The 25,843-nt window shown below is 60.6% G+C and carries 24 protein-coding genes; 6 read left to right on the plus strand and 18 right to left on the minus strand.

Annotated elements, in window-relative coordinates; genetic code table 11:
* The 3 genes from ACXADQ_RS01330 to ACXADQ_RS01340 all read right to left on the minus strand — a co-directional run.
* Positions 1 to 426: TniQ family protein (locus ACXADQ_RS01330; protein WP_475314273.1), on the minus strand; the 426-nt coding region annotated here is incomplete at its 3' end.
* Positions 423 to 1,304, minus strand: a complete 882-nt coding sequence (locus tag ACXADQ_RS01335; RefSeq protein ID WP_475314275.1) for a TniB family NTP-binding protein — start codon at positions 1,302 to 1,304, stop codon at positions 423 to 425. The genes ACXADQ_RS01330 and ACXADQ_RS01335, both read right to left, overlap by 4 nt.
* A 1-nt stretch (position 1,305) precedes the next feature.
* Entirely contained in the window at positions 1,306 to 2,940 is a 1,635-nt protein-coding gene (locus tag ACXADQ_RS01340; RefSeq protein WP_475314278.1) for a transposase, read from the minus strand.
* A 212-nt stretch (positions 2,941 to 3,152) separates the two neighbouring features.
* Between ACXADQ_RS01340 and ACXADQ_RS01345 the strand changes: the two genes are divergently transcribed.
* Together ACXADQ_RS01345 and ACXADQ_RS01350 are read left to right on the plus strand one after the other, a co-directional pair.
* The gene (locus ACXADQ_RS01345) at positions 3,153 to 4,175 is read left to right on the plus strand and encodes a HesA/MoeB/ThiF family protein (RefSeq protein ID WP_293706863.1); all 1,023 of its coding nucleotides are present in this window, start codon (positions 3,153 to 3,155) and stop codon (positions 4,173 to 4,175) included.
* A 4-nt stretch (positions 4,176 to 4,179) separates the two neighbouring features.
* Entirely contained in the window at positions 4,180 to 4,587 is a 408-nt protein-coding gene (locus ACXADQ_RS01350; protein WP_219929054.1) for a ubiquitination-like system serine protease family protein, read from the plus strand.
* A 60-nt stretch (positions 4,588 to 4,647) separates the two neighbouring features.
* Here the strand turns inward: ACXADQ_RS01350 and scpB are convergent, their stop codons facing one another.
* Both scpB and ACXADQ_RS01360 read right to left on the minus strand, forming a co-directional pair.
* The gene (gene scpB / locus ACXADQ_RS01355; RefSeq protein ID WP_009574263.1) at positions 4,648 to 5,271 is read right to left on the minus strand and encodes an SMC-Scp complex subunit ScpB; all 624 of its coding nucleotides are present in this window, start codon (positions 5,269 to 5,271) and stop codon (positions 4,648 to 4,650) included.
* Positions 5,272 to 5,273: 2 nt separating this feature from the next.
* On the minus strand, positions 5,274 to 6,158 hold the full coding sequence (locus tag ACXADQ_RS01360; RefSeq protein WP_009574264.1) for a DUF1403 family protein: 885 nt from the start codon (positions 6,156 to 6,158) through the stop codon (positions 5,274 to 5,276).
* 125 nt (positions 6,159 to 6,283) lie between these two features.
* Between ACXADQ_RS01360 and ACXADQ_RS01365 the strand changes: the two genes are divergently transcribed.
* Positions 6,284 to 7,381 carry a tyrosine-type recombinase/integrase gene (locus ACXADQ_RS01365; protein WP_475314286.1) on the plus strand — a complete coding sequence of 366 codons (1,098 nt, stop codon included), beginning with the start codon at positions 6,284 to 6,286 and terminating at the stop codon, positions 7,379 to 7,381.
* A 12-nt stretch (positions 7,382 to 7,393) separates the two neighbouring features.
* On the opposite strand, the gene repC is transcribed toward ACXADQ_RS01365, so the two are convergent.
* The 4 genes from repC to ACXADQ_RS01385 form a co-directional block, all read right to left on the minus strand.
* A complete protein-coding gene (gene repC, locus ACXADQ_RS01370) occupies positions 7,394 to 8,674 on the minus strand; it encodes a plasmid replication protein RepC (protein ID WP_009574266.1) in 1,281 nt (426 codons plus the stop codon).
* A 160-nt stretch (positions 8,675 to 8,834) separates the two neighbouring features.
* The gene (repB, locus tag ACXADQ_RS01375) at positions 8,835 to 9,830 is read right to left on the minus strand and encodes a plasmid partitioning protein RepB (RefSeq protein ID WP_475314291.1); all 996 of its coding nucleotides are present in this window, start codon (positions 9,828 to 9,830) and stop codon (positions 8,835 to 8,837) included.
* A 103-nt stretch (positions 9,831 to 9,933) separates the two neighbouring features.
* Positions 9,934 to 11,145 carry a plasmid partitioning protein RepA gene (gene repA / locus ACXADQ_RS01380; protein ID WP_009574268.1) on the minus strand — a complete coding sequence of 404 codons (1,212 nt, stop codon included), beginning with the start codon at positions 11,143 to 11,145 and terminating at the stop codon, positions 9,934 to 9,936.
* A 492-nt stretch (positions 11,146 to 11,637) separates the two neighbouring features.
* Positions 11,638 to 11,976 carry a DUF736 domain-containing protein gene (locus tag ACXADQ_RS01385; protein ID WP_475314296.1) on the minus strand — a complete coding sequence of 113 codons (339 nt, stop codon included), beginning with the start codon at positions 11,974 to 11,976 and terminating at the stop codon, positions 11,638 to 11,640.
* A 641-nt stretch (positions 11,977 to 12,617) separates the two neighbouring features.
* Here ACXADQ_RS01385 and ACXADQ_RS01390 point away from each other — a divergent pair.
* From ACXADQ_RS01390 to ACXADQ_RS01400, 3 genes are read left to right on the plus strand one after another with little or no spacing between them, the layout of a single operon-like run.
* Positions 12,618 to 12,875, plus strand: coding sequence for a hypothetical protein (locus ACXADQ_RS01390; RefSeq protein ID WP_475314468.1), 258 nt, complete (start codon positions 12,618 to 12,620; stop codon positions 12,873 to 12,875).
* Positions 12,838 to 12,960, plus strand: coding sequence for a type II toxin-antitoxin system RelE/ParE family toxin (locus ACXADQ_RS01395; RefSeq protein ID WP_232616949.1), 123 nt, complete (start codon positions 12,838 to 12,840; stop codon positions 12,958 to 12,960). Before ACXADQ_RS01390 ends, ACXADQ_RS01395 begins: the two co-directional genes overlap by 38 nt.
* Positions 12,957 to 13,262, plus strand: a complete 306-nt coding sequence (locus tag ACXADQ_RS01400) for a helix-turn-helix domain-containing protein (protein WP_009574139.1) — start codon at positions 12,957 to 12,959, stop codon at positions 13,260 to 13,262. The genes ACXADQ_RS01395 and ACXADQ_RS01400 overlap by 4 nt, the downstream gene beginning before the upstream one ends.
* Here ACXADQ_RS01400 and ACXADQ_RS01405 read toward each other — a convergent pair.
* The 9 genes from ACXADQ_RS01405 to ACXADQ_RS01445 form a co-directional block, all read right to left on the minus strand.
* The gene (locus ACXADQ_RS01405; RefSeq protein ID WP_009574138.1) at positions 13,259 to 14,170 is read right to left on the minus strand and encodes a DUF2493 domain-containing protein; all 912 of its coding nucleotides are present in this window, start codon (positions 14,168 to 14,170) and stop codon (positions 13,259 to 13,261) included. The genes ACXADQ_RS01400 and ACXADQ_RS01405 overlap by 4 nt on opposite strands.
* Positions 14,171 to 14,467: 297 nt before the next feature.
* Positions 14,468 to 15,514 (minus strand): DUF7146 domain-containing protein, encoded by a 1,047-nt coding sequence (locus ACXADQ_RS01410; RefSeq protein ID WP_009574137.1) that lies wholly within the window; start codon positions 15,512 to 15,514, stop codon positions 14,468 to 14,470.
* Complete coding sequence (locus tag ACXADQ_RS01415) at positions 15,511 to 19,908, minus strand: strawberry notch-like NTP hydrolase domain-containing protein (RefSeq protein ID WP_475314312.1); 4,398 nt, start codon at positions 19,906 to 19,908, stop codon at positions 15,511 to 15,513. Before ACXADQ_RS01415 ends, ACXADQ_RS01410 begins: the two co-directional genes overlap by 4 nt.
* A 513-nt stretch (positions 19,909 to 20,421) precedes the next feature.
* On the minus strand, positions 20,422 to 21,057 hold the full coding sequence (locus ACXADQ_RS01420; RefSeq protein ID WP_009574135.1) for a hypothetical protein: 636 nt from the start codon (positions 21,055 to 21,057) through the stop codon (positions 20,422 to 20,424).
* Positions 21,058 to 21,162: 105 nt separating this feature from the next.
* The gene (locus ACXADQ_RS01425; protein ID WP_009574134.1) at positions 21,163 to 21,639 is read right to left on the minus strand and encodes a DUF6915 family protein; all 477 of its coding nucleotides are present in this window, start codon (positions 21,637 to 21,639) and stop codon (positions 21,163 to 21,165) included.
* 3 nt (positions 21,640 to 21,642) lie between these two features.
* Positions 21,643 to 22,026 (minus strand): DUF6878 family protein, encoded by a 384-nt coding sequence (locus tag ACXADQ_RS01430; RefSeq protein WP_475314315.1) that lies wholly within the window; start codon positions 22,024 to 22,026, stop codon positions 21,643 to 21,645.
* 78 nt (positions 22,027 to 22,104) lie between these two features.
* A complete protein-coding gene (locus ACXADQ_RS01435) occupies positions 22,105 to 22,401 on the minus strand; it encodes a hypothetical protein (protein WP_009574130.1) in 297 nt (98 codons plus the stop codon).
* 118 nt (positions 22,402 to 22,519) lie between these two features.
* Positions 22,520 to 22,900 (minus strand): DUF3768 domain-containing protein, encoded by a 381-nt coding sequence (locus tag ACXADQ_RS01440; RefSeq protein ID WP_009574129.1) that lies wholly within the window; start codon positions 22,898 to 22,900, stop codon positions 22,520 to 22,522.
* A gap of 127 nt (positions 22,901 to 23,027) precedes the next feature.
* On the minus strand, positions 23,028 to 25,199 hold the full coding sequence (locus ACXADQ_RS01445) for a ParB/RepB/Spo0J family partition protein (RefSeq protein WP_009574128.1): 2,172 nt from the start codon (positions 25,197 to 25,199) through the stop codon (positions 23,028 to 23,030).
* Positions 25,200 to 25,843: the final 644 nt, after the last annotated feature.

The following is a 25,843-nucleotide window of genomic DNA, read 5'->3' on the forward strand; positions in this document are numbered from 1 at the left end:
TATCAGTTTTTCAGGCAACTTTTCGTCACCGGGCTTTGCGAGGCTCCGAACAAGTAGGGTCCCGCAAAATTGGCAATCAAATGCCCAGGATCGCCGCCAATGCCTGAGCGAGAGGCCGCGTCGGGAACACTCGGGGCAAGACTGGAAAGGAACTTGCGCTGTGAGCATCATCTCCATTTTCGTCATTGCCCTAAAAGTCATTGACTGCACGGTGTCGGGATCGACACGCGCAGCGATAGATATCTTTTCCGCATCGGCCGCCTCAACGTCGAAGTCCAGGGCGGCGCCATGTCGTGTATCGATCTCGATATGGGCCAGCAGTTCCGCGTCATTACAGTAGTTGGCCGCAGCCAGCCGAGACAACCAACCTGACAACAACTCGTCTGGCAGCGGCGCGACAGTCTTTGGCAGCGGGCGCGGCTTCACACCCGGGACTTCTCGAGCCGCCGCCCAGCGGACGCGTGACGCGACCAAACCGGCGTCCATTTTGCGATTGCGTCATCGGTGATGCATTCATCACCAGTGACAATGGCGTCGATGGAAAGATCCTTGATCAGGGCGAAGATGCGCGAGGTCACCCCACCGGTCAGTGCAAGCATCTGCTTGAGCGACTTGACCTTCAGATTGGATTTCTTCTCGAGGGGCATTGCCGCGATGAGTGTTTGAATCATGTCCGAGAACTCGGCATCGTCGCGCCAGTTTGGCAGGTGATGTTCGTCCAGCCGCCTGGCAAGCTGGAGATCACCACGGATGGCATCGACGGCCTCGCTGACCCCGAGGCATACCAGCGACACTTCGAGTTCATTGCTGAGATACCGCAGAACATTGAGAAAGCGGCGCTGTTCGCGGTGGGTCCCGGCCAAAAGATTGTGGACCTCGTCGATCATGATCATCCGCAGGCCAAGGTCGCGCAAGAGCGCGACGACACGGACTTCGAGGGAGGCCACATTTTGAGCGCGCGCGCTCAGTGCCGTGGCCGGTGCCCCGACGGTCGCCAGGATGTGCAGATAGAACCGTCGTTCGTCGGGAGCTGGTGGTGCTTGTAACAGTAACAGCGGCGTTCGCGTAATTCCCGATGCTGGGTCATATTCCGGTGCATATCTGCGCGAAAGATTGCGGGCGATCATCGTCTTTCCGATCCCGGACGCGCCATGCACAAGAAGGCCAGGCATACGGGTTTGCCTTGGCGCTTCGATCATACACTGCAAACGGTCCAGAACTTGTTCGGCCCGCGGAAAGCCAATCCAGATATCCGATTGAATGAGGGTGATCCGACCGTCTTCCTCTGTTTTTCCTGCCCTCAATTCACCATCTCTCCACCTTGAACAATGGGCGCGATGTATCACCCGTATCGATCGCGCGCAGCCCTTCGGTTGTTGAGACGGCCGAGTTGGCGCCCTCCAATGTCCCTTTTCTTTCACGGGATCGGCGTTCGGCCTTCGTGAGGCCCCGGCTTTCAGCTTCGATCTGGCGTTGCTGTCGGATCAGCTCAGCCAGGACCAGCTCATTGGACCCGGACTTGCCAAGTGCACGGGCCTTCCTCATGGCTTCGCGATATTCCCAGAGCGGCACGGGCGGAATTTCCAGGTTTCTGTAACGCGCCTCAACATATCGGCCATCGTCCAATTCGACCCAGATCATTGAGATATCGCGAGGGTCGTAGCGAACGACCACCTTCCCATCGCTGCGCCCGATGTGGCCTGCAAGCGCATCGGACCAGTACCGTATCTGGAACAGATGGATGCCGTCACGCCTGACCTTGCGCAGTTCACTTGGCAGAAAGCTCACCCGAAAGGCTTCAATCTCGAAGGGGATATCGCCCATCATTTGCTCTGAGAGCGCCTCCCATTTGGCAACGGGCGTGCAGCCAAGACTTGAATGAATGCTGTTGTTGTAGCGGCAGATTTCCAGAGCAAACCAGCGATCGAAGTCGCTTAAGGTCATCGTGGCCATGCCCTCGGCGTCATAGTCGCCCTTGGCCACGACCGAGGATTGCGTTGTTCCAGGCAACAGGTGCACGGCCCCCATCATCGTGCCGATCAATCGTTCGATGTGCCCTCCGAAATGAGGACTGCCTGGCGGCCGATAGACCAGATCGATCCCCCATTCTGCACATGCCGACCGAAAGGCATGCGACCGGAAATCGCGCCCGTTATCGACGTGGATGCTATGCGGTTTACCCTGCGCGGGCCAAGGAACATTGCACACCAATTCCGCCAGAAGTTCCGCCTTGGGGGCCACAGCCTGTGTCAGGCAAAGCGCCACTGACAGACGCGAAGGGGCCTCCAGAGAGGTGTAGTATCCAGTTACCATCCGCGTTGCGATGTCGATCGCCAGCGTGACCCAAGGCCGCCCAATTGGTTGGCGTTCAAAGCTGTCGACAAGAATGATGTCCGCCGGCGTATGATCAATTTGGACGATCTCCAGTGGCACACTGGCCTTGACCTCACCTGTGACCGGCGCAAATTTCTGGCGGGCCACCTTTGCGCCCTCTCGTGCTTTCGCAACTTCGCGGGCATCCATCGCATCCAGACGACGCTGAACCGTCCGCCGTGTCGGCGGCTGCAAGCCTTGTTGCCAGCACGCGCTGCGGATTTCTGTCACGACGCGCGACAGGCTCGAACGCTCCCGGCGCAAGAAATAACGGCGAAGATGTTCTTCGATCACCGCTTCAACTTTGCCGGATATCAAAGTTGTTCCAGTCGGGCGGCCCCGTTTCCGCGGCACCAGAGCGCTCGTGCGCCCACCCTCTTCGGCCAGCCGCTTTAACCAACGCCATACCGTAGCCCTGCTGACACCGAGTTCCCAAACGGCATCATTGATGCCACTTTCCAGACCGCCAGTACCTTTCAGATATGCCTGAACAAGCGGACGCAGCACTGCAGCCCTGCGCGCCTCTTCTGCACCAACGGCAACTAAGTCTTCGCCATCATTTTCCATCGATATCTGCCGCACAAGCCTGTGAACCCTGTCTCAGGTTTAAGGGCAAAAATATCGGAATTAAAGGCAAAATCTCATATTTAAGGGCAAAACACAGTCGTTGAATTCATTGAATTTCTCATCTCACAATTAAGGGCTACGCGACAACACAGGACGAAAAAAACGAACGGGAACTGTATCGACTGGCGCGGAACCGGAATGGTGCCGGCGTCATGTTAGCAAGCCTGCTGCTGATTGATGGTGATATCTGTGATTACGCAGCACGTCTGTGGATCGACGACACCCAGCCGATCGACAGCGATGCTGTCATAGCCGTTGGTGCACGGCTTCGTGTTCTGAATGGGCTGAGCGGGTTTTCCGGAGAAGCCTTCGAGCGGCAAGCGCTTGCCTTCGGACCTTCACTGAATCTTCTGCTGGCCCGGCTGAAAATCGGTGTCGTGGGCTGTGGCGGCACGGGTAGTGCGGTTGCGATGCTGTTGGCCCGGCTCGGCGTCGGCCAGATTGCCCTTTTCGACGAAGACATTGTTGAAGTGAGCAATCTGAACCGCTTGCATGGAGCTCGACGGGACGATGCCGATGGCATGCGGCTTAAGGTCGAAGTCGTCGCGCGAGAACTGGCGGGTCTTGGTCTTGGTGTCCGCCCGGTTGTGATCCCGCACTGGGCGGATGCAGATGAGGCACGCGATGCCTTGCTCTCCTGCGACATCATCTTTGGGTGCACTGATGATCACGCAGGCCGACTGTTTCTAAGTAGGTTCGCATATTTTTACCTGCGCCCGGTCATTGATCTGGGACTCGCACTCACACCGCGTGGTGAAGACGGTCAAGTTGGGAACATGATTGGCCGGGCGACGGTCTTGCGCCCTGGCACACCTTGCCTGCTGTGCCGCGGTATCGCACACCCACATCGGGCGGCGGCGGAAGAACTGCGTCGTGCCGCGCCGGCGGAGTATGAGCGTCAGAAACGTGAAGCTTATGTGCGCGGCGGCGGCAATCCAGCACCAGCGGTCGTCACGTTCACGACGGAAACAGCGACTATGGCCGTCAACGAGCTGCTGCAGGGTTTGACCGGTTATCGAGGCGATGGCGGCTGGGCGGCGCAGCGCATTCGGCGTTTTGATCTCGGGATTGATCGATTGCAGGGGGCAAAGCAAAATCCCGGGTGCATCCTGTGTGTCGATCAGGGTTACTGGGGCCGGGGTGATGTCGACCCTTTCATGGATAGGGTGGGTTGAGAAGATGTTTGGTAACATTGCACGACGCTTTCTGACCTGGTGCCGGTTTATCCCCCGCGTCGACCTAGTCGGCCGGGTGCAGGCCACGCATCCCGAGACCACTGCCCTAACGGCAGATGCATTGGTTGTCGTCCGAGACGGCAGCATCGAAAAATGGGCTTGCTTCCAGTGCCCGGGCGGCTGCGGCCAGAAGATCCAGCTGTCGCTGAGTAGAAGTCGGCGCCCGCGTTGGTCGGTGCGGCTTGACTGGCTCGGTCGGCCGACTGTGGAGCCATCGATCCGGCAAACTAACCAGTGCCATTGCCACTTTTGGGTTCGTCAAGGGCAGGTACAATGGTGCGCGGACAGTCCGAAAATTAAGTCGCACCCAAATCGAAGCCGAGAGATGGAAGCGGCCATAAAAGCAAGATAGAATTGCTGGTGGTCAGAGCAAAAGCCGCTGGATGGCTCATCTCGCACACGTTGTTCAACTTTAGGCTTGCTGGGAACACACTACCTGATCTGGAACACCCATTACACCGGCATCCACCAGCTGCTCCCGATCGGGAAGATCGCGCAGGCTCTCCAACCCGAACGCGACAAGGAACTGCTCGGTCGTCACAAATGTATAAGGCGCCCCACGCCGAGGCGACCTTGGCCCGGTCCCGATCAGGCCACGGGCATGCAGCCGCCCGATCAGGTCGCGGCTGATCTCCTTGCCGAAGATGTCTTTGAGCCCGTCGCGCGTAATCGGCTGATGGTAGGCGATGGCCGCCAGCACCGCGACGTCGAATTCACTCAAGTCCAGCAGTTGGTCGCCGACATCTGCCGCCGCGCGGATCGCGGGGGCGTAGGTGGCGCGCGTGCGGAACATCCAGCCGCCAGCGACCTGGGCGATCTCGAAGGCCCGCCCCTCCAGATCGGCGGCGAGGTCCTCAACCAGCAGGTCGACCGACGCCCCCTGCCCCACCACGCGCGCCAGATCGTCGCGCGGTACCGGCGAAGCTGAGGCAAAGAGCACCGCCTCGATCCGGCGCATCCATTCCCGCCAGCGCAGCTCAGGCGGCAAGTCGGGCAACTCGCGATCAAGTTGGGCTGCGGGGCGATCCTTGGCCATCCCTACACCCCATAAAGCCGGAAGGTGTCGCGACCGGTCAGTTCACGGATCGCGCCAAGATCGACCAGCCGGTCGCAGAGCCGCCGCGCGGCGCGATCCGGCAAGGGCAAAGATGAAGGCGCCACGGCATCGTGGGTCAGGAACATCTCAACCGCTTTTCCCGCCCCCTTGGCGCGCAGCTTTGGCGCGACTGTGTTCAAGTGTGCCGCGCGCCGGGACAGGTCGACCGCCACACTTACGACTTCCATAGCCGAAGCCGTCACCGCGCGATAACAGGCCATGCGCAAATCGTCCCTGCGCTTGCGTAAATCGGCGCGTTTCAAACCGATCACCATGAGAGGCAGCAGCGTCTCCCAGCCAAGCGCCTGTGCCAAAGCGGCATCGGCGAGGATCAGTGCTGACGTCTCCGCGCGCGACCTGTCCGTCAAAACAGTTTCCAACACCCTGGCGGCTCGGGCCACCGGCGCGCCCTGCCCTGCATCCAGCCAGTCCGCGATTTGTCCTGTACCCAACCCGCCTATGGCCCGAGACAGTACCCTGATCGACACCGGCCGCTCCACCGCACGCCGCCACGACAGGTATGTTTCCCCTGCTGGCCCCGGAAGGTCTCCGGGGCGCAAAAGGTGTACAGCGTCGCGCAACTCCGCTGCCCGCTCCGGGCGGCCAGAGAACGCGACACAAACCTCCGCTGCGCGCAGTGCCAAGCGGTCCCGCAACAAGGCGTGGGGCACCTCCGTGTGTCCCAACACAAGATGCAGGTGGTTCAGCGTCGCGCCCAACAAAAACGCAACATCTTCAAGGGTTTCAGCACGCGTGGAGGTGACCCAGGCAGGCATCCGGGGTAACGTGTCGAGGTCGCTGATGTGATCTAGCCGGGCAAAAGTCATGCCCGAAGCCTACATCACGACGGCGCTTTTTGCCAGAAAATAGCACATAAACCGCCTCTCTTTGCCGATGCTATTTATGTCCAATAAGTTTGCATTATCGGACATAAACGAGTATGCTCGCAAACATGTCAGATAACACCGAGAAATCGAGCTCAGAGCCGCCAATCGGTTCCTTGTACAACAAGGACAACGAGAGAGATCGCCCCAACACCGACGCCTTGAGCCTTCCGTCCTTTGTCTCCGGTTCCAGCACGCTCGATCGGCTTGTCGATACGGCCCGCGACTATGCTCGCGCGGCGGCGTCGGACAACACGCTGAAGGCCTACGCGAAGGATTGGGTGCATTTCTCGCGCTGGTGCCGAATGAAAGGCACGGAGCCTCTGCCACCTTCACCTGAGATGATCGGGCTCTATCTCGCGGATCTGGCCTCCGGTTCAGGCCCCTCCCCTGCCCTCTCCGTCTCAACCATCGACCGCCGCCTGTCGGGTCTCGCCTGGAACTACGCGCAACGCGGCTTTTCGCTCGATCGCAAGAACCGACACATCGCGACAGTGCTGGCGGGCATCAAGCGCAAGCACGCGCGACCACCGGTTCAGAAGGAAGCCATCCTGGCGGAAGACATCCTCGCGATGGTCGCCACCCTGTCCTACGATCTTCGCGGGCTACGAGATCGTGCAATCCTGTTGCTCGGCTACGCAGGAGGCTTGCGTCGCTCGGAAATCGTCAGCCTAGACGCGCACAAAGACGACACCCCGGACTTTGGCGGTTGGATCGAGATCTTCGACAAGGGCGCCCTGCTGACCCTCAATGCCAAGACCGGCTGGCGCGAGGTCGAGATCGGCCGCGGCTCGAAAGGTCAGACCTGCCCCGTGCATGCTCTCGAACAATGGCTGCACTATGCGAAGATCGACTTCGGTCCGATCTTTGTCGGCACATCGCGCGATGGCAAACGGGCCTCCGAAACGCGGCTCAACGACAAGCATGTAGCCCGGCTGATCAAGCGCACCGTCCTGGACGCCGGCATCCGCTCCGAACTGCCCGAAAAGGAACGTCTGGCGCTGTTCTCTGGCCACTCGCTGCGTGCCGGCCTTGCCAGTTCCGCTGAGGTCGACGAACGCTATGTCCAGAAACAACTGGGACACGCCTCGGCCGAGATGACCCGCCGCTACCAGCGCCGGCGCGATCGGTTCCGGGTGAACCTGACCAAAGCTGCCGGTCTCTGACCCCCTGCCCCATCACGCCGCCTGCCCGCTGAGCCTGCCATAGAAGCTGCGCTCGAGATGCAAATCCCCTGTCCCGGCCTTCTCGACCATGCCGCGCAGATAGCCGCCCGGGGAGGAAACCTCGCCTGCGCAATGCTTCTCGAAAACAAGCGCCAGCGCCGCTGTCGCCACCTGTTTGCCCAATCGGTCCTGCGCCACGTTCCAGGCATGCTCGGACACCCCGATCATCGGCCTGAGCTGCCCGGCAACACGATGCAGATCGCCCCAATCCTTCAGGAACCCGCCCATATTTCGGGCCCAGGACGCGAATTCGGGACAGGCCTGCATCACAGTGGGCAGATCCAGTGCTGCTCGCTTCTTGCGTACCTCAGCAACCCACTCTTCCAGCTCCCTATCAACCTGATCTTCGGGTTTAGCATTGGGCACCGCGGCCGCGACTTCCTCATTTTCTGAGGAATTACTAGTTACAGGATTAAGTTGGTTTGTAATTAGTATATGAGGGTCAGAAATGACCTCCCTGGGGTTCATTTCTTGAGTTTTCTTAGCAACTTGCTCCTTGGTTTCCGGCGTGTTTTCCACAGATTGAACGACCTCTGTTGCCTTAAGATAGGCAGCCTCGACGCGCTCCTGAAGCTCCTTGAACCAAGTCAAGAGTCGTGCAAGCTGCTCTGAGGCTTCGTGACGGCGCGGAAGCCGGTCCAGAAGCTCCTCGAAAAGGCCTGTGAATTGCGTCCAGGGCCCGCGCAGCGCGCCGCTGACGGCTGCCTCGATGCGCGCGCGGATCATCCGGCGTGCCACCGTGATCTGACGCTTCAGGCGTTGGCAGAGCTCGCGCTCGGCCTGCAAATCGGCATGAAGCTCCTCGAACTCATCGACACGGGCTGAAAGCGGCGACAGATCGAAGCCATAGGCCTCGACAATGCGCCCCTCGGCGTCCCTGCGGCCCCACCGCTTGCCGTTTGGGCTGTCCTGGAAGGAGATCACGCCAATCTCGGCCAGGCGCCGTGCATGGCGCTTGAGTGCGGAGAGCGAAAACCCCGTCTGCTCCATCAGATAGGCATTCGAAGCCCAGACGATCGGACGTTGCCCTTCCTCCCAGTCCTGGGTCTGGGTGAAGGCCCCGAGCGTATCGAGAAGCATCATGTCTCCGGCCTTGAGGCCAATATATGCACCGACCCGCTTCACGGCCACGAAGGCCCGTGTTTTGGGTACAGCCACCTGTTCACCGGCTTGGGCAAGCTGCTCTGCAATGCCAAGACCCGGTGTCGGCTTGCGCCAACCTGTATGTTTCATGCCTGTTTCTCACCTCCAGTTATGTGGAGGCAAAAGAAAGCCGTTCGCCGAAGTGGCGTTCTTGTTGACAGTGATTCGCGGGAGAGATATCTTCTAAGCGACCAAACTTTTCAGATTAGCTCTCAGGCCACGCTGCTTGGGGGCTTTTCTTTTGCCTAGATCATTGTTCTGACTGCTCCTCTTTCGTCGCGAGGAATTCACTGTACAGCTGATCAAGCCGACCCGAGAGAAAGTCCCCGAACTCGGTTAAATCTTGTGCCGTAAGCGAAATGCTGAATGCCTTTCCGGAACGACCGATGACTCCCTTGATGCGGCCTTTGCCGGCAGTCCAGGTTCGCTTCTTGGGCGTAGCACGCGTTTTTCGGCGCTTCGGCGCCCTGCCCGCTTCTGCCAGCTTGCTGTGCAGGAACTCAAAGCGAGCATCACTGTCGAGGTTTTGAAACCCGTCGAACTCCAAAGCTCCCTTGAGGATCTTGCCATTCGATGGTTCCGAAGCCAACTTCTTGAAGTCTTCCCAGCGATCACGCCCAATCTGCTTGGCCGGCCCAATCTGTTCGATGACGTGCCGAGGGACGTTCTGCGCCACTGACAGCATCCGTGAAAGCAACGTCCCATCGATGGTAAGGGCGGACTGGATCACGTCCTTTGCTTGCCCCATATCCAAGAGGCTCTTCGCAAATAGGGCCTTCTCAATAAAAGAGAGATCTGCGCGCGCAGTGTTTTCCTGCCCTTGAGCAAGAATGTGAGCCACATCGTCCATTGGTTTTACAACTGCGCGAACCTTACGGCCGAGCGCCGATGCAACTCGCACACGGCGATGCCCGAAGACGATCATATAGCGGCCATCCGCTTCCGGATGCGGCCTAAGCAATACCGGCGTGTCCTGGCGACTCGCTGCGATTGATGCCTTCAGTTCGTCGAAAGCAACATCGTCATCACTAAGCCGATCCGAAACGAATGACACATCGATCAATTTCGGATCGATCTCGACAATGGTTTCGCCTTCAAGGAGACGCTTCGAGTTCTCCGCAAGGCTATCAATCGAAACCTTCATCGATTTCGAAGCACCGCGCATTGCGTATCCAGAGCGACCGGAATCCTTCGGCTGCTCCGGCGAGCCGGCCATGACGCTCTTTAGGAGGTCTTTGCGAGCCATCAAGCCATCTCCCTTTCGTCCGAATCCAACCGACACGCAGCGCGCATTTCGACAGTTGCACGGCTGTCAAAACTGGCTCTCTGCACGGCTGTCAAAACCACATTCATTCTCGCCCCCAAGCCTTGTGGATCAGTTCAGCGATTTCGTCGTTCACATCATTCAAAGACGTCACGGCGCGGTCGTAAGTAGTCCGCACGAACTGAGACCGTTCAACTTCGTAAAGCGTCTGCTTTGTGATCCCAGCGTCGGAGATCGCCGTAGACTTCAGCACAGGAGCCGACAACATCTGATTTGGGAACATCGCCTGGAGGAACCCAACCATCTGCTTTTGTGGACCGTCCGTTGGTTCAAATCTCGTTACGAGGTAACGGAACCACTTCAGGCGCATGTTCGCTCCAGCGTCACGGATCGTCTTCATGATCCCGCCCAGCATCAGGAGAAACTGGCTCATCGACATGACGTCCAGCATCTGAGGATGGACCGTCACAATGACCGAGGAAGAAGCCGTGAGAGCAGTGAGCGTGAGGTAGCCCAGCTGAGGAGGGCAATCGATCACAACCACGTCATAGCGATCATCAACTTCGCTAAGCGCCTTCGATATGCGAGTGAAGAAGGTACGGCCCTCATGGGGATCACTGCTCGTCAAAGCAACTGGGGTATCGTATTCGTACTCTTGAAGCTCGAGACTTGCCGGAACGATATCTAGGTTGGGAAAGTTTGTTGGCCGGATCACCTCTGAGATCGGCTTGCGCTCGTCATCATACCGAAGTGTCTCGTAGAGCGAAGGCACGTCGTCGAGTTCAGGCTGAATGCCGTGCAAAGCTGTGAGCGAGGCTTGAGGGTCCAAGTCGATCGCAAGAACTCGATGCCCTTTCAACGCCAAGTGCTGCGCGAGGTGGGCGGCGGTAGTGGTCTTTCCGGAACCCCCCTTGAAGTTTACGACAGATACAACGTGCAGTTCTTCGCCAGGTTGCCGATAGGGGACATAACGGCGTTTTCCGGGGCGGCCATGCTTGTCGAGATAAGCTCTCAGTTCCAGCATCTGCTCGGCCGAGTAGCTGCGCCTCCCGGACGACGATGTTTCAGGTTCAGGACCTTTGCCTTCGAGATGAAGCTTCTTAATGGTCGACTGTGTTACGCCGAGATAGTAGGCAACTTCGGCCAATGAAAACTGACGTAGACCTTTTTGGGCGTCCGGAGGATACTGTTCCTGCCGCAACATATTGAGGCGGTCGGAAATCAGCTCTCCTTGCTGTAGGATGATCTCGTCGAAGGGTTGATCCTTCGTATCAGCCGCAAAAGACCGTTCTCGCATCCGCCTGTCCTCTAAATACCGCTTTTTCAGCGATTTCGCCCATTAAAGTGTCATCTACACGGAAAAACGAGTTTTAACAACGATTTTCGCCCGGCGGCTAGATCTTACCCAATCCACCAGAGTGCCTAGATGTCTCGACAAAGTGTAGCGATTGAGGAATGTAGCCACCCAATATCTAGGGGGAGCCGTCACTAGCTCGGATGTGCAGTCAACTTTAACTTCGCGCCCGTTACACCTCAACTACCTGTTATTATTTTATTTTTCTGCACTGCACGGCTGTCAAAATGTAAAGCGCTCGAAGCTTCAGAACGCTAGGGGGACCACGAATCCGTCTCCTCCAAAACGGATTGCGTCATCATCACCTTGAGCCGATTCAGTGATAAGTTGCTTCTACCAAGCGCGCCAACCACTGGTCCCAAAATACGGGGAATGCGTGTCAGCGTGAAGGGAAGCAGCGGGAATCGGCTGGGTTGCCCCAGCCGATTCTTTGCGTCACGCGGCGTCTTTCGGGCCCCAGGGGATGACGGCCTGCAGGGACAGATCGTCCTGGTTCGCGGCCTTGCCGAGGTTGGCGTTGAAGCAGTGGTCGCGGATGGTCAGCGTGTAGTAGTCCGCGCCGGTCTCTTTGTTCTGCTTCTTCCAGATGCCGCCGCACTCGACCAGCTTGCCGCGCGGGGAGCGACCGAGGACGCGATGCGTCGGGGCCATCGGGTTCGCGCTTGCGACAGGTTCGACCGTGATGTCGAGGTCGAAGGTCAGGGTCGAGATGGAGCCGACGCCCTTGGCGGTTTCGATGTCGGCGCTGGTGAATTTGATGCAGTTCGTGGTCATTGCTCTTCTCCTTGTTTGCGTTGCAATGATGGTCACCTTGCAGCTGGCCAAGGCCCGGCCACACCGAAGGCGAAGCGCAGCGGAGAGGGGCAGGCGCCGGTCTTTTTGTTCCGCGCGGAATGGCCCGCAGGGACAGGGGAAAAGGATCGGCGACAACCTTTGTGGACGGGACGACAGCTGCGACCAGCATGTCATGCAACTCAGACAAAGGGAGAAGTGCGGTGGCCACGAAGGAAGGTAGGGGAACAGCCGAGGGAGATGCCGCGTGGGCCCTGGCTCCCTTCGAACTCACCGGAGGTAAGACACAGTGCAGATGTCAAAACCGCGTCCGTCAGGATCACTACCGCGCCGATTGTCTTTGCTGAAGCGCCCACGATGCGGAGGAGTGCTGCAGGCGAACAGAGCGTGGAACGAAAGGACGGGTCGCCACGAGACACCGCAACCATCCAATAACCCCAAATGACAGCCCGGCTAGTTGGTTCGGTCAGAAAATGCGACAAGATATTTCGTCAAGGGCCGCCGCAACCAACGGACAGAGCATACTGCTGCCTAGCTCTAGCATCAGTTGCCCACTTGCCCTTCCAGTGCGCATACTATACGTCATTGACACATACGCCGCGAAAACCTATATGGGACAAGAGATGACACGATTGCAAACAGTGGTCGAACTGCCCGAATTTCAGAGGCGCGCCAAGGCAATCATGTCGGACCAGGAGCGAGAGGCCGCGATCGACTTCATCGCCGCCAATCCGGAAGCGGGCATCTCTCTTGGCGGCGGACTTCGGAAGGTCCGAATCCCGAGAGAGGGGGGGCGGAAGGAGCGGCGGCTTCAGGACGGTGTATGTCTTTGGCGGGACCCATATGCCGATCTTTCTGATTACGGTCTTTGCCAAGAATGAGAAAGCCAACCTGTCGAAGTCTGAGCAGGCCGCGGCGGTAGAGATGAGCAAAGCGCTTGTCGCGAAATATGGAGACACAACATGAGTGCATTTGAATCCGTGTCCAAGGGACTGGGAGAGGCGCTGGCCTTCGCAGATGGCGAATTGGCCGGCGCGAAGGTCCATGAAGTTTCCGTTGCTGAGGTCGATGTCGCCCAAGTTCGGCAACGGACTGGCCTGTCCCAGGCGGAGTTCGCCAAGAGCATTGGCGTCGCGAAAGGCACGCTGCTGAACTGGGAACACGGGCGCCGACACCCGACAGGCCCGGCTCAGGTTCTGCTGGCATTGATCGCAAAGAAGCCTTCTGTCGTGCAGGATCTATTACGCGGCACGTTAACCGGGGCCTAAGCCCCGATCCTCTTGATGCGGATCCCGAGCTTGCGGGCTTTGTCGACGATGTTCTCGGTGATCCCCGAACCGGGCGTGGCGATCAGACCCTGCGGCATGGTCTCGAGCATCTTGTCGTTGCGCTTGAAGGGGGCGGCCTTGCCGTGGCTCTTCCAGTCGGGCTTGAAGACCACCTGGGTTACACCTCGGGTATCTGCCCAGCGGGCCGCGATCATCTCGGCACCCTTGGGCGTCCCCCCGTGCAGGAGCACCATGTCGGGGTATTTGGCGTGCGTGGCGTCGAGGACGGACCAGATCAGATCATAGGCCTGATAATCCCCACCCGAGAAAGCGATCCGCGTGCCTTCGGGGCAGTGTACTTCGGTCTCCTTACGGCGCTTGGCCGAGAGATAGGCCCGGCTGTCGACCACGGCGGAGGTGAGGCCGCGATGCGAGACCTTGGATCCGGTGCGGGGCAGCCAGGGCGAACCGGTGGCGGCCGAGAAATGGTCCACGGCCAGATCGCGCATCTGCTCGAAGGCGTCGCGATGGTCCCAGAGTTTGAGCCCGATCATCTGGAGGCGCTCAAGCTCGACCGAGGCGACCTCGGAGCCGTCCTGGATTGCCAGACTTTCCCGGACCTCGAATTCATTGTCATCGTGAAGCTTCTGGATATGGGTGAGCCGGCGATGGAAGATCGAGGTCAGGGACCAGAGCATCTCTTCGAGATTGTCTTCCAACTGGCTGCCGGTGAGGAGGCCGATGGTGGTGTCAAAGAGCGTCGCCATAGCGAGCTCGACCTCGTTGGGCTGGGGGAGGGGGCGATGATCGGTCTCGCCGGGCCCGGGCGTTGCGCCATGAAGTGCGAGGTGGTCGAGGATGGCGGAGGTCACGCCGGTTTCCTCTTGGATGTCTGTCTGATGGGGCATTGTCAGGTTCCTCTGTTTGATCTGACCCGATTTGGATGGGGCGATACCTGGACCGGCGGCGACCGGGCCGCATCCGTCAGGATCGGAGCAAAGCGGAGAATGCGCCACGGGCCGGAAAATTGTCCCGCGAGGAATGGCCCGAAGGGGCAGGGGAATTTTCTGGTGCGCGGCGCATTGCTGCCCGGGCGAGGGGCACTCAGCCCCGACCCGCTGGCCCATCGCTCCCCTTATCCAAACGGGATCAGATCGAACCGTCGGAACCTTTGCCCGGTCGGACATCCCCGGTGAGGTTGGCGGTCACCCGTCCTTGATCTCCAAACCTTGAGCTTTCATGGCCTCGAGCAGGGACCGGCGCAGCGCATCACTGCCAAATGCCCGCAGATCGTCGTTGAAATCCCCCATCGTCGGCACGAGATCACCACAGGCAATTCCAAGCGTTTCCAGTTGGTTACGCAATCTCGATGATGCGTTACGTCCAGCTTCGTCCTTATCCCGCGCGATCCAGATACGCTTGACGCCTGACGACGGGATGAAGAGACCGAGATGGGTGGCGGTGAGACAGGAGGCGAGGTCGAACTCCGGGAGAGCCGTACCGACCGAGAGGGTGGTCTCGAGACCTTCGCCGACGATGAGATCGCTGCGAGGTGAGCCGGACCAGAAGCGGATGGCATGGCCGTGAAGCTTCCCCAGGATCCGCTTGGGGCTCTCGATCTCGGCCAAACTGCCGGTGGACGGGTCGAGATAGAAGCGTGCGCATCCGGTGATCTGCCCGCGATTGTCGGTGATCTTCGCGAGCAGGGCAGGGGCCCTTTGCGGCAGATCGGGGTCGTCCGCGCCGGGGCCCAGAAAGACCCGCGGGTGATAGCGCAGCGCAGGACCGAAGCGCGCAATGTCGCGCCCCTGCAGATAGCTGGCGGCCAAAGTGCCAAGCACCGGCTTGCCGGCGGCGAAGAGTTTGCATGCCCGCGTGATGCGTTTGCTGGAGGCTGCATCCGGGCGCTCCGCCCTTCCGGGTTCACGAGGCACGGCAGGGCAGGGGGTCTCTCCCAAGAAGGCCCGGGCCTCCCTCAGCGTTTCTTTGAGCGTGGCCGACCCAAGCCTTTGCTGCAGGAGATCGATCAGATCGCCATATTCCCCCGTCGCGAAATCGGTCCAGGATCCGGCTTTGCGCCCACCCTGGGCCTGGAGCCGGACGACAAGGCTTTGACCCTTTTCGCCCGAGGTGTCGCCAACCTGCCAATAATTGCCCTGCTTGCGCCCCTCGGGGAAATACTGGCGGCAGAAACTCTCGGTATGATTGGAGAGATCGGTCGAGAGCTCTGCAATACTGCGTCGCGCGCTCATGCAGTGGCCTCCGCGGCGCTTGCGCCAACCGGATGCGCGGCGAGTACCCGTGCCAGAACCTCGATGCCGTCGACGGGGATGAACACCCGTGTCTTCCACTGGATTACCTCGGTGAAACAGCCCATCGCCTTCAGTGCGGTCAGGGCCGTGCTTGACGCCCCAATGAGTTCGAGCCTCGGCTGTCCCATGACCAGCGACCGGCGCAGCTGGTAGCCGCCAAGGAGGCTGAGTGTCGTCTTCGCCTCCATGACCGCGCTGAGCACTTCCTGAGGCGTCATTTCGATCTGGCAGTCGAGCCCGAGCCGCGCGTAGACGTTCAGAAGCTGCTCCTGACTGACCAAGCGGCCGATGGAGCGTTCGCCATCCTCGGTCTGCAGGCGGTAGATGCGCATGTTGTCAGCGGGCAGCCGGTCCCAGATTGGCAGGAGCAACCCACAGATCAGCGTGATCTTCGAGGTGGTAAACTCGGGCACCGCCTCAACCTCGGCCCGCCAGAGCTGCTCGAACATCGCATCTTCGATCTCTTCCCAGTGCGATTTCGAGAACTCGGTCAGGGCAAGGATCTCGGCCGCCATGGGACGCAGGAGCTTCACCCGAAGGATTGGCACACCGTCCTCATCCATGAAGGCAGGTGCATTCACCATCAGCGCCGCGCGTTTCGAGAAGGAGTTCCAGCACAGCGTCGCGCCCATCAACTCAGAGCAGATCTGTTTGACACGAGGCAAGGTCAGCGGATCGTTGCGATCGGTGCGCTCCACGGTCAAGGCGGTGGCCGTCGCCCCGGTCGCCTCATGCTCGAAGATGACCTTGCGGTCGACAATTTCGAACTTCTCGGCGCGCAGGGTCTCCAGGCCCACATCGAGCGTGCCGGCCTGGCGCGCGTCCTCGATGATCGCCGAAAGAAACCCGCCGAAGGCCTCAAAAATCGCGTCCTGCATGTCGATGCGGAGCGCGAGACAGCGATTCAGGAATTGCTGGATCGGCGGCAGGTTTTCTTTCATGGTGCCATCCGCCTCATCGAGCGTCAGCCCGGTCATCTCCTCGAACTTCGCGTAAGAACAGGCGTCGATCTTGCCCGCGCGCAGCTTGTAGAAGAAGTGCCGCAGCGCAGCGCGCGCGTAGGGGCTCTCGAGGTTGTCCTCGGCGCGGAACATGTTCTGACCTCCGGTCTCGCGTTGCCCCTTCGTGATGGCCCCAAGCGTGTCGAGACGGCGCGCGATGGTGGAGAGAAACCGCTTCTCACCTTTGACATTGGTCGCCACAGGCCGGAAAAGCGGCGGCTGCGCCTGGTTGGTGCGGTTGGTGCGCCCGAGCCCTTGGATCGCATTGTCGGCCTTCCAGCCCGGCTCCAGCAGGTAATGCACCCGCAGGCGCTGGTTCTTGGATCCAAGATCCGCATGATAGCTGCGCCCTGTGCCGCCCGCATCGGAGAAGATCAGGATGCGTTTGGCGTCGTCCATGAAGGCCTGGGTTTCGCCGAGGTTTGAGGAGGCGGGTCGGTTCTCGACCTTGAGGCGTCCTTCGCGTGTTTTCACGATACGCCGCTTGCGGCCCGTGACCTCGGCCACGGCGTCCGCGCCAAAATGCCAGAGGATCTGGTCGAGCGCGCCCTGCACCGGAGCGAGCGCCCCAAGATGCTCGATCAGATCATCGCGGCGCCGCTCCGCCTCGCGGCAGATAATCGGATTGCCATCGCCATCGCGGGCGGGGCGCGAGCGCAGATCGCCATTCTCGTCGGTGTAGGGCTCAAAAAGCTGCGTCGGGAAGGAGTGCATCAGGTAATCCATGATATTCTCGCGCGGGGTAAAATCGACCTGCAGGTCCTCCCACTCCGACGTCGGGATCTCCTCGAGCCGACGTTCCATCACAGCCTCGCTGGTCGAGACCACCTGGATCACCGCCGAATGACCCGCTGCCAGATCCGCCTCGATCGAACGGATCAGGGAGGGGCACTTCATGGCGGTGATGAGGTGGTTGAAGAAACGCTGCTTGTTGCTCTCGAAGACCGAGCGCGCGGCGGATTTCGCCTGGGCGTTCAAGGTGCCCGTCTCGGAGGAAATGCCCGAGGCCTGAAGCGCGGCTTCAAGGTTGTTGTGGATGATCTGATAGGCATCGGCGTAGCTGTCATAGATCGCGATCTGCGCGGACGTCAGCTCATGCACCAGCATCTCGTATTCGACCCCGGCATAGGAGAGGGACCGCGCGAGATAAAGCCCGAGTGCCTTCAGGTCGCGCGAGATCATCTCCATGGCGGCAATGCCGCCGGCCTCCATCGCAGCAACGAATTCGGCCCGTGTCACGAAGGGGAAATCACCGGTGCCCCAGAGCCCGAGCCGGGAGGCATAAGCGAGATTGCCGACGACCGTCGCACCGGTGGCAGAGACATAGACGACGCGCGCATCAGGCACAGCGTTCTGCAGTGCGAGCCCCGCAAGACCTTGTTGGGACGCCTTCTTGTCGCCGCGGTTGGACTTTTCTCCCGCAGCATTGGCCATTGCGTGGCTTTCATCGAAAGCGATGACCCCGTCGAACCCTTCGCCCAGCCAGGACGTGACCTGGTCGAGGCGGGAGGCTTTACCCTCGCGTGTCGCAGAGCGCAGCGTTGCATAGGTGACGAAGAGGATGCCCTCAGGGAGAAGGATGTCGCTCCCCTGGCGGTATTTCGAGAGCGGCACGATATCGCTTTCGCGGCCACCGAGCGCCATCCAGTCGCGCCGCGCATCCTCGATGAGCTTGTCGCTCTTCGAGACCCAGACTGCCCGGCGGCGCCCCTGCAGCCAGTTGTCGAGGATGATGCCCGCGATCTGCCGCCCCTTGCCGCAGCCCGTGCCATCGCCGAGAAACCAGCCTTTGCGCAGGCGGAAGACGCCTTCGTCACCCTCGGCCGCCGCCATCAGCTGGCCTTCGATCTCGCCGCGCTTGAACCAGCCTTTGAGATGCGTCTGGTGCGCATTGCCTGCGTAGATGACGCTTTCGAGCTGCGGCGCGGAGAGAAGGCCATCCTCGACGAGGCTCTTTGGCAGGAGCGGGTGGTAGCTCGGCACGGGCGGCGGCACCGAGGCCATGGCTGCGGATTGCACGAGTGCTGTCGGATGTTCCGCCGCTCCGTCGATCCGGATCGCCTGCAGGTCATAGGCCTCGTAGACCGTGTCCTGCAGCGCGCCGTCGGGTTCGCTCCAGGCTTTCGGCAGATAGTCGAGCGGTGCCGTCGCGATGTCGTCAAATGGATGCCTCGCACGTTCTTCGGCAAGGGCACGGGTTTCCTGGCGGGCGGCGTTGCGCAGGGCGTTCAGGTTGGTCCGCGCCGCGGGTTTCGGCACCGCCAAGGCCGCGCTGGTGGGGCAGGGCGGAGGGCTGCACCGCTCCGGGCAATGCGCGAGCACTGCGGAGAGGAGATCGCCCGTGGTCGCGCAGATCGGATGATAGGCGGCCTCGATGGCGACCGGCTCAGTTTCTTCAGCGCCAGCCGGGCGTTTGTCGATCACTGTGAGCCGCGTGTCGATCGTGGTGCCGTGCCGCGCGAAAACCTTGCCGTCGATCGCGGCGGAAAACACCACGTCTGCGCTTTGTGCGATCCGATGTAAAGTTGACTGGAAAGATCTCGTGGAGGGGCGGAAGCTCTCGCCAGTGATGATGACAAGACGTCCGCCCGGCGCGAGGCGTGCTAGTGCGGAGAGCACATGCTGGCTGGTGGCCTGCAAGAACTTGCCCTCGACATGGTTGGCCGCAGAAAACGGCGGGTTCATCACGATGACCGAGGGCACGATGGACCGGTCGAGGCGGTCGTCGATTGAAGCGGCGTCGTGGTTTGACAATGCGGCATCGGGAAACAGCAGTCCCAACAAGGCGCGGCGGGTCTCCGCAAGTTCATTCAGCGCCAAGCGAGCGCCAGATATCCGTGCGAAGATTGCCAGCATGCCGGTGCCAGAGGATGGCTCGAGGACCAGGTCGTCGGCCCGAACCCCCGCCGCCTGCGCAACAATGGCCGCAAGGGGCAGAGGGGTCGAGAATTGTTGCAGACGGATACTGTCTTCCGAGCGCCGCGTGTGCGACGGGGCCAGGCCGGCGAGACGTTCGATCATTGTGAGGAAGGCCTGCGGCGAGGCCGCCTGGCGCTGCATCAATGCGCCGTAGCGCGAGAGCATATAGATCTGGGCGATCTCGGCGGCCTCATAGGCGTCTTTCCAGACCCAGGCGCCGCTCGTGTCGCTGGCGCGGAAGGCATCCTCCATCGCGGTGCGCAGGGCAGCGGCGTCGAGAGACCTTCCCGCTTCGAACAGGGGAACGAGGGCTGTCGCAGCCTGCATGAGATGTTGGGCAAAGCCTGTAGCCTCGCACAGGGCAGGGGCTTCGGGCTCGGCGGCAAGCGGGACGGAATGGGGGTGAGCGTTCATCGGCAATCTCCGGGGTTGAGGGTTGGCCCCAAGCTCCGTGCGCACTCTCTCGCCCGGGAGGGGTCACCCCTCCCGCCCTGCCTCTCGCTCTTTCATGGGATTGCTGATCTCCGCCCTGCAGCGGAAACTTGTCCCCAGAATTTGGGGATGGGTCTGTGGGCGCTGCCGCGTAAGCCCTTGTCAGCTTGAGGCATTGCCAGCTCGCCTAAGTCTTGGGCGGTTTGCGGCCTGCGCATCCGAAACAGGTCCGTCGTCGACCGATCGGCGGCCGTACGTATCCGGACAACCTTCAGGAAGAGCTCTGAAAAAGAAAAAGGCGGCATCCGGGAGGAGGTGTATGCCGCCGTTTAGCTTAGATCGGCTCAGGGAGGAGGAGAGAACCAATCACATTAGAAGCATAGTGGTCATGCTGCGACCGCACAATAGCCGGGCCATGACATTTCTGCATTGCAGCAATGCGAGGTCACTTGGGACTCTCGCAATAAATGGACTGTGTGTTACCTTTGCCCGCCTCTAAGGGAGAGCCTGCGCTTGAGCGGCAGCGGACTGGGGTGTTTGACCCGGCGACGGTACTGGCACAGCGTGTCGCGCCTCGGGCAAACAGCCCGTCTCATAGTCGCCGACGAACCCCCAGGAGGCGTCGACTTCCTCGCCATCGCGCTCGATGACATAGCCGTAGACCCGGCCGCTGAGATAGGCGTCGTAGCTGACGATCTCTGCGCGCAGGATATCTTCAGCCTTTTCATGCAGCGCCTTGGTGACGCGTTTCACACCGAACTCCGTCCGGACCGCCTCAAGCGTCACATAGACATAGCCAACCTGGCCGGAGTCCCACGGGCAGTGGAACCCGATGGTGTTCATCGCGAGACCGGAATGGTCATAGAGGAACACAGGCAGTAGCACTGACTTGGACTCGGCGCGGTCGCGCAGCTGGTCCATCGAGAGGTCGCTCTGGTCTGAGACACCAGCGAGATCGCGTAGGAACGCCTCGGGACCGTCGAACTGGTGGCTGTCACCCAGCCGATAGCGCCGATGCCAGCAGATCAATGTGCCGAGGTTGGACCACTGACGCGGGCTTTCGGCGTCGGTGTCATGGTAGATCTTGACGGTGTGGCCTTGGTAGGCCTCCTCGTAGACAGGGTCGTGCATGTCGTTATCCTTTCTTGAAACGCAATCGACCCGCCGAGCCGGTTGGGGCTCGAGCGGGTCGATTGCGACGTGGTCAGGTGGTTGGTGAGTTTGCCGCTCGACGGATCAGGCGGCGTCGCGGTTCAGGCGATGCTGGACGTGCTCGACCGAGACCTTGAGAAGCCAATCCTCAAACCCGAGAATGGTCTGGTGATTGGCCACCGCCGCGATCCAGACCGCGCGCGGATCGCTGCCGATCTGCGTCGGATCGTTGTCTATCCGGCCATTGGCCATCCACGGCTCCGGCTGAATGCGGGCGAGCCAGTCCGCCAACGACGGGATGCGCCCCTGGCAGTCTTCGCGCACATGCTGCTCGCCAATCCAGCGGATCGGGACGACCCGGCCCGCGCTGTTGGTCAGGCTGTGTCCGAAGATCCGTTGGGCATCATAGATTCCGGCCGTATGATGGCGGTAGGCTCGGTGGACAAAGAGGGCCAGGTGCTCTTTGGATGAGTCAAACCAGTCATGCACATGCTGGTAATCATCTGGAACTCCACCGAACTTTCGGGCCGAACTTTCGGCGTGATGGAGGGGATGTGCCATGTGTTAAAGTCCCTCGTGTTCGGTGGTCGCAGACGCGATATAGCGGTTCGAGTGGCTGACATCGATCTTGTCCGCCTCGAGCGACCAGGTCAGTTCGCCGTAGCCGCCCTCGTTGTTCTCGAAGCCTGGGCTCAGAGCATAGGCAAAATCCCAACCGAAGTCTTCGACCCGGCGCCGCAACTCCTCCGTCAGGGTGATCGCATCAGGCGTCACCACGACATCCTCAACGTTGCCGGAATCTCCGTAGCCTTCGTATTGCACCTCGATGCTCGTCGCACCGAGGGTGCGCAACTCGGAGAGAAGCGCCGCACGGGTCTCGACCCGCTGTTCAGCAGCCGGTCTCTGAGATTTGAGCATCTGCGCGTAGAAATCAGTCGCTTGTGTCATGTCTTTGGTCCTTTGGAATTGGGAGAGGGGAGGGCGACCGCTCAGCCAGGCCGCCCTGGTGGTTTCCTCAAGCGGGCTTCAGGCCGCCGCGTCGCCGCGGTTTTCAGCTGTCCGGTCAACCAGGTTGAAATAAAGGTTCTCGGTCGCGCGCTTGAACCCAGGCGGTTTGCGCGGGGCGAGGCAGCGCACCGAAGCGCTGCAACTCTCGCCATGCTCCATCGCGAACTGCGTCACCTTGTCGATCAGGTCATCCATGCCAGCGGCCTGGATGCGCTTTTCGGGGTAGCTCCCCAGCATCTGGAACTGGGTAACAACAAAGGCGCCATCGCGATGCGCGGGATAGAGGGTGATCTGGTAATCGAGTGTCTTGGCCATTTCTGGTCTCCTGCGGCGGGCGGAACGCGGGCATCGCGCCCCTTGGAACCCGGCAGCACGAAAGGACCGCCCTCGAGGTGAGGGCGTTCCGGGACACTGTTGGAGATGCGGTGAGCGTTCAGTATTCCGACGGCAGAAGCAGGGTCAGCACGCGACGCGTCTGTTCGGGATCGGAGGGCTCGGGCGAACCGTACTGATAATCGACGTCATACAAGTCGATCTTGAACCAGACCGTCATGTCCTCAAACTCGATGACCCCCATCTCATGCCAGCCCTGCGGGTCGCTGTCGGCATCGAACCCGTCAAACGCGGCAACACGGCGGGTGAGCTCCAGTTGGGCGTCAGGCCCAAGCGCCGCGACGCCGCGTGTCATCACGAACTGGCCCTGCGGGGCATCGGCAACAGTAGTGTTTCCGAGGATGGAACGTCGAAACGCATCATTCTGCGTGGCGATCAGTGCTGCTTCCCGAACGGGATCGAGGTCAAGGGTGGTGGTCATGGGATGTCTCCGGGGACGGGCCAGCCGATCCGATATCGGCTGTAGGCAACCCGCCAGCCGGAAAGGGCCGCCCTCGATGTGAGGACGGCCCAAAGTTCATGTGGTAATCAGATCGGTGTTCGCGTCGTCAGGCCGCGTCCCCGCTGAGAAAGGCGGGCAAGGACGACGGTTCCTCACTCTCCGCCTCGGCCAGTACGTCTGCGGCGGGCACGTCGCCTTCCTCCGCCTCGGACGCATCGCCAATCATTTTGGCGTCGGCCTCAGTCGCACCGGCAAACACCATCCCGTCGGGCAGCCAGCGCGTCGTCTTTGCAACCGTCGCGGCGTCGAAACCTTCCGTCTCGCTGGCGGTTTCCGCGAAAGCCCGCTCCATCGCGGCGGAGATATCGCCCTTGCGCTCGCGATTGCGATCCTCGGCGTAGTCGTCACCAATCAACTTGCGCGACGTGGCAACCGCATGGCCCTTGTTGACCCGACCCCAGTAATTCTGCGCCGTCGGGCGCCAGCAAGCCGCGACGTCGACATCAAGCCGCGCACCAATCTCTTCGATGATCGGGGAGGGGCGATTGTCGGAGGACAGCTGCGGTTTGACCGCCAAACCCGTTGCCCAGGCGAACAGCGCCTGCTTGTCCGCGATGGGCAGCGCCGACATCGCCCGGAAGTCCTGGGGTTTCTCCAGCGTCATCCAGTCAGTAGCGAGATCCTGTTCCAGCGCCTCGAGCATCTTTTGGGCAACAGTATCTGCATGCAGCACCTCGCGGTTCTGCACCTGGAAGGGACGGATCGAGATGTCGAGCGCCTCGTTGTTGTAGGACCGCCCCAAAGCCTGTTCGCAGAGCGCGTAGAGCATCGCATCGAACGCCACCTCGAAATCCGCCGCGAGATGTGCCCTGAGGATATGCTGGCGCGTTGCGCGCAGATCATCGGCCAAGCTCGCCGAAATCCCATCGGCTTTGCGCAACGTCGCGGCCGGGTCGGAGCTCGGCACCGGCGTGGAGGAGGTCGGCGGCGTCACCTGTGGCCGGGCAGGGGAGGGGGCGCCATCCGCATTTTTGGTGGTATCGTCGGGCTCGGGCGCGGCCGGAATATCCTCCGGTCGCACGAGGCCTTTCTCGACCCGAAGCGCCCCGTCATGACCGATGGTCAGAACGACACCGGCAATAGCGCGATCTTCGTCCGCATAGGGTTGCCGTTCGCGCTGAAGGGCCTCGATCTCACGCAGGCGCGGCTCAATGGCGTAATATTCCTCGGTTTCGGCGTCAGTCCAATCCTCACCGTCATTCTGCGCCGCCAGTTCTTCCTCGCGCGCGATGAGACGCTCTTCCTCGGCAAGCAGGTCCGGATCGGGGTCGATATCCTGCGGATAGACCCGCCCGAAACTGCGAAACGCGCCATAATCCACCGAGAGATGCACCTCGACCCATTTCCAGTCGGCCTCGAAGGGTTTGGCCGCAGCCTGCAACTTTTCGATAGCGAGGCGCTCGAGGAGGTCGGGGTTTTCCATATGGGCGCAGGCACGATCATCGAAGAGATCACGCAGCAGAACACCACCCGCCGCCTCATAGGCCTCGATACCGACAAAACGCCCCAAGGCCGAGTTCGCCGAATGCGCCGTCTCGGTCAGCTGGCGTTTGATGCTTTGAGGATGGATGTGATAGCTACCCTTCACCGCGTTCCAGACCGCCAGTTGACGATCATGATCGTCGGTCAGCGTGAACGCCATGACGCATTCGAGGGTCAGATCGCCTGCGCGGAACTGCTCGATGATCTCGGGCGCGACACGAGCGAGTTTCAAACGGCGGCGCACCAGGTCGACGGAGACGCCGAATTTCAGCGCAATCTCGTCCTCGCTGCGGCCTTCAGCGATCATCTTGTCGAAAGCTTCGAACTGGTCTGCCGGGTGCATGGCAGCGCGCTGGAGGTTTTCCGTGGCGGAGGTGAGGACAGCGTTGCGCTCATCTTCGACGAGGCAGGGCACCGGGTGGTCTGCGGGGATCACACCGTTCTCGGCGAGTTGTTTCAGCGCCTTGAGGCGGCGACCGCCGGCATCTACCGCAAAACGTGTCTCTGACAACGCATGAACCACCAGGTTCTGTTTGATGCCCGTCTCGCGGATGCTCGCGAGGAGTTCTGCATCATCGCTGGCGCTTGCCGCGACTTTGCGGACGTTGAGCGGGCTCGGCTCCAACTGATCGAGCGGGATCATTCGGATGTCGGCGGCGCCGTCAGGCGCGGCCGATCCGGATGCTTCGGTCTTCTTGGAGGTGGCGGGTTTCGGGCGAGTTGTGGTCTTGGCCATGATCAGGGTCCTTGTCATGCCGGACCCGGATGAGGCTCTCTCTATCCTTTCAAGCCCGGCACCCGGGCTTCCCTTTCTCGGACTTTCTCAAGTGACACTTTCAGTTCTTGGCTTAGTGTCAAAATCCAAAACCAGTAGATGACGACTAGTGCGAGAACGATAGCGGAGAGGAAAACCTTGTGACTTCGGTCATGGCGCGTCGCCACACACCTCCAATCCTTGAGCCTGCCGAACGTGCTTTCGGCCCAATTGCGGCGCTGGTTGTACTTCGCGCAGGCTGTCCGTTGCTTTGGGTTTGGAATTAAGTTTTGTGTCCACGCCGCCCTTAGTGCGACAGATAAGGTGGCATCGCTCCCTCTTTTAAAGACCCTACCGGTCGCGCAACGGAGCATCTTCAGGTAGGTTACAGCGAACTTTGAGGTCTTGTCCTCGTCGTGTCCTTGAACGACGCCGGCCATTATCCGCGCAAAAAGACCTTTGTAACTTCAAAGCTTCCACTAGCTATAGAGCGCTTTAGATGCGGCGTAGCCTCCCAGGTCTTACGCCAGACATTAAAAAGTAAAGAGGAAAGCATGGCCATCAGATTCTCCTCTCTCCACCTAGTCCGACACTCTAGCAGCGGGTTGGTGGGAAGGCTGTTCATC

It is taken from the genome of Thalassovita sp. ABM4_323, assembly GCF_056158665.1.

Bases quoted from the DNA above. Each gene is read 5' to 3' on its own strand.
- ACXADQ_RS01340 (WP_475314278.1), bottom strand. From the start codon at position 2,940: ATGGAAAATGATGGCGAAGACTTAGTTGCCGTTGGTGCAGAAGAGGCG.
- ACXADQ_RS01345 (WP_293706863.1), top strand. From the start codon at position 3,153: ATGTTAGCAAGCCTGCTGCTGATTGATGGTGATATCTGTGATTACGCA.
- ACXADQ_RS01350 (WP_219929054.1), top strand. From the start codon at position 4,180: ATGTTTGGTAACATTGCACGACGCTTTCTGACCTGGTGCCGGTTTATC.
- scpB (WP_009574263.1), bottom strand. From the start codon at position 5,271: ATGGCCAAGGATCGCCCCGCAGCCCAACTTGATCGCGAGTTGCCCGAC.
- ACXADQ_RS01360 (WP_009574264.1), bottom strand. From the start codon at position 6,158: ATGACTTTTGCCCGGCTAGATCACATCAGCGACCTCGACACGTTACCC.
- ACXADQ_RS01365 (WP_475314286.1), top strand. From the start codon at position 6,284: ATGTCAGATAACACCGAGAAATCGAGCTCAGAGCCGCCAATCGGTTCC.
- repC (WP_009574266.1), bottom strand. From the start codon at position 8,674: ATGAAACATACAGGTTGGCGCAAGCCGACACCGGGTCTTGGCATTGCA.
- repB (WP_475314291.1), bottom strand. From the start codon at position 9,830: ATGGCTCGCAAAGACCTCCTAAAGAGCGTCATGGCCGGCTCGCCGGAG.
- repA (WP_009574268.1), bottom strand. From the start codon at position 11,145: ATGCGAGAACGGTCTTTTGCGGCTGATACGAAGGATCAACCCTTCGAC.
- ACXADQ_RS01385 (WP_475314296.1), bottom strand. From the start codon at position 11,976: ATGACCACGAACTGCATCAAATTCACCAGCGCCGACATCGAAACCGCC.
- ACXADQ_RS01390 (WP_475314468.1), top strand. From the start codon at position 12,618: ATGACACGATTGCAAACAGTGGTCGAACTGCCCGAATTTCAGAGGCGC.
- ACXADQ_RS01395 (WP_232616949.1), top strand. From the start codon at position 12,838: ATGCCGATCTTTCTGATTACGGTCTTTGCCAAGAATGAGAAAGCCAAC.
- ACXADQ_RS01400 (WP_009574139.1), top strand. From the start codon at position 12,957: ATGAGTGCATTTGAATCCGTGTCCAAGGGACTGGGAGAGGCGCTGGCC.
- ACXADQ_RS01405 (WP_009574138.1), bottom strand. From the start codon at position 14,170: ATGCCCCATCAGACAGACATCCAAGAGGAAACCGGCGTGACCTCCGCC.
- ACXADQ_RS01410 (WP_009574137.1), bottom strand. From the start codon at position 15,514: ATGAGCGCGCGACGCAGTATTGCAGAGCTCTCGACCGATCTCTCCAAT.
- ACXADQ_RS01415 (WP_475314312.1), bottom strand. From the start codon at position 19,908: ATGAACGCTCACCCCCATTCCGTCCCGCTTGCCGCCGAGCCCGAAGCC.
- ACXADQ_RS01420 (WP_009574135.1), bottom strand. From the start codon at position 21,057: ATGCACGACCCTGTCTACGAGGAGGCCTACCAAGGCCACACCGTCAAG.
- ACXADQ_RS01425 (WP_009574134.1), bottom strand. From the start codon at position 21,639: ATGGCACATCCCCTCCATCACGCCGAAAGTTCGGCCCGAAAGTTCGGT.
- ACXADQ_RS01430 (WP_475314315.1), bottom strand. From the start codon at position 22,026: ATGACACAAGCGACTGATTTCTACGCGCAGATGCTCAAATCTCAGAGA.
- ACXADQ_RS01435 (WP_009574130.1), bottom strand. From the start codon at position 22,401: ATGGCCAAGACACTCGATTACCAGATCACCCTCTATCCCGCGCATCGC.
- ACXADQ_RS01440 (WP_009574129.1), bottom strand. From the start codon at position 22,900: ATGACCACCACCCTTGACCTCGATCCCGTTCGGGAAGCAGCACTGATC.
- ACXADQ_RS01445 (WP_009574128.1), bottom strand. From the start codon at position 25,199: ATGGCCAAGACCACAACTCGCCCGAAACCCGCCACCTCCAAGAAGACC.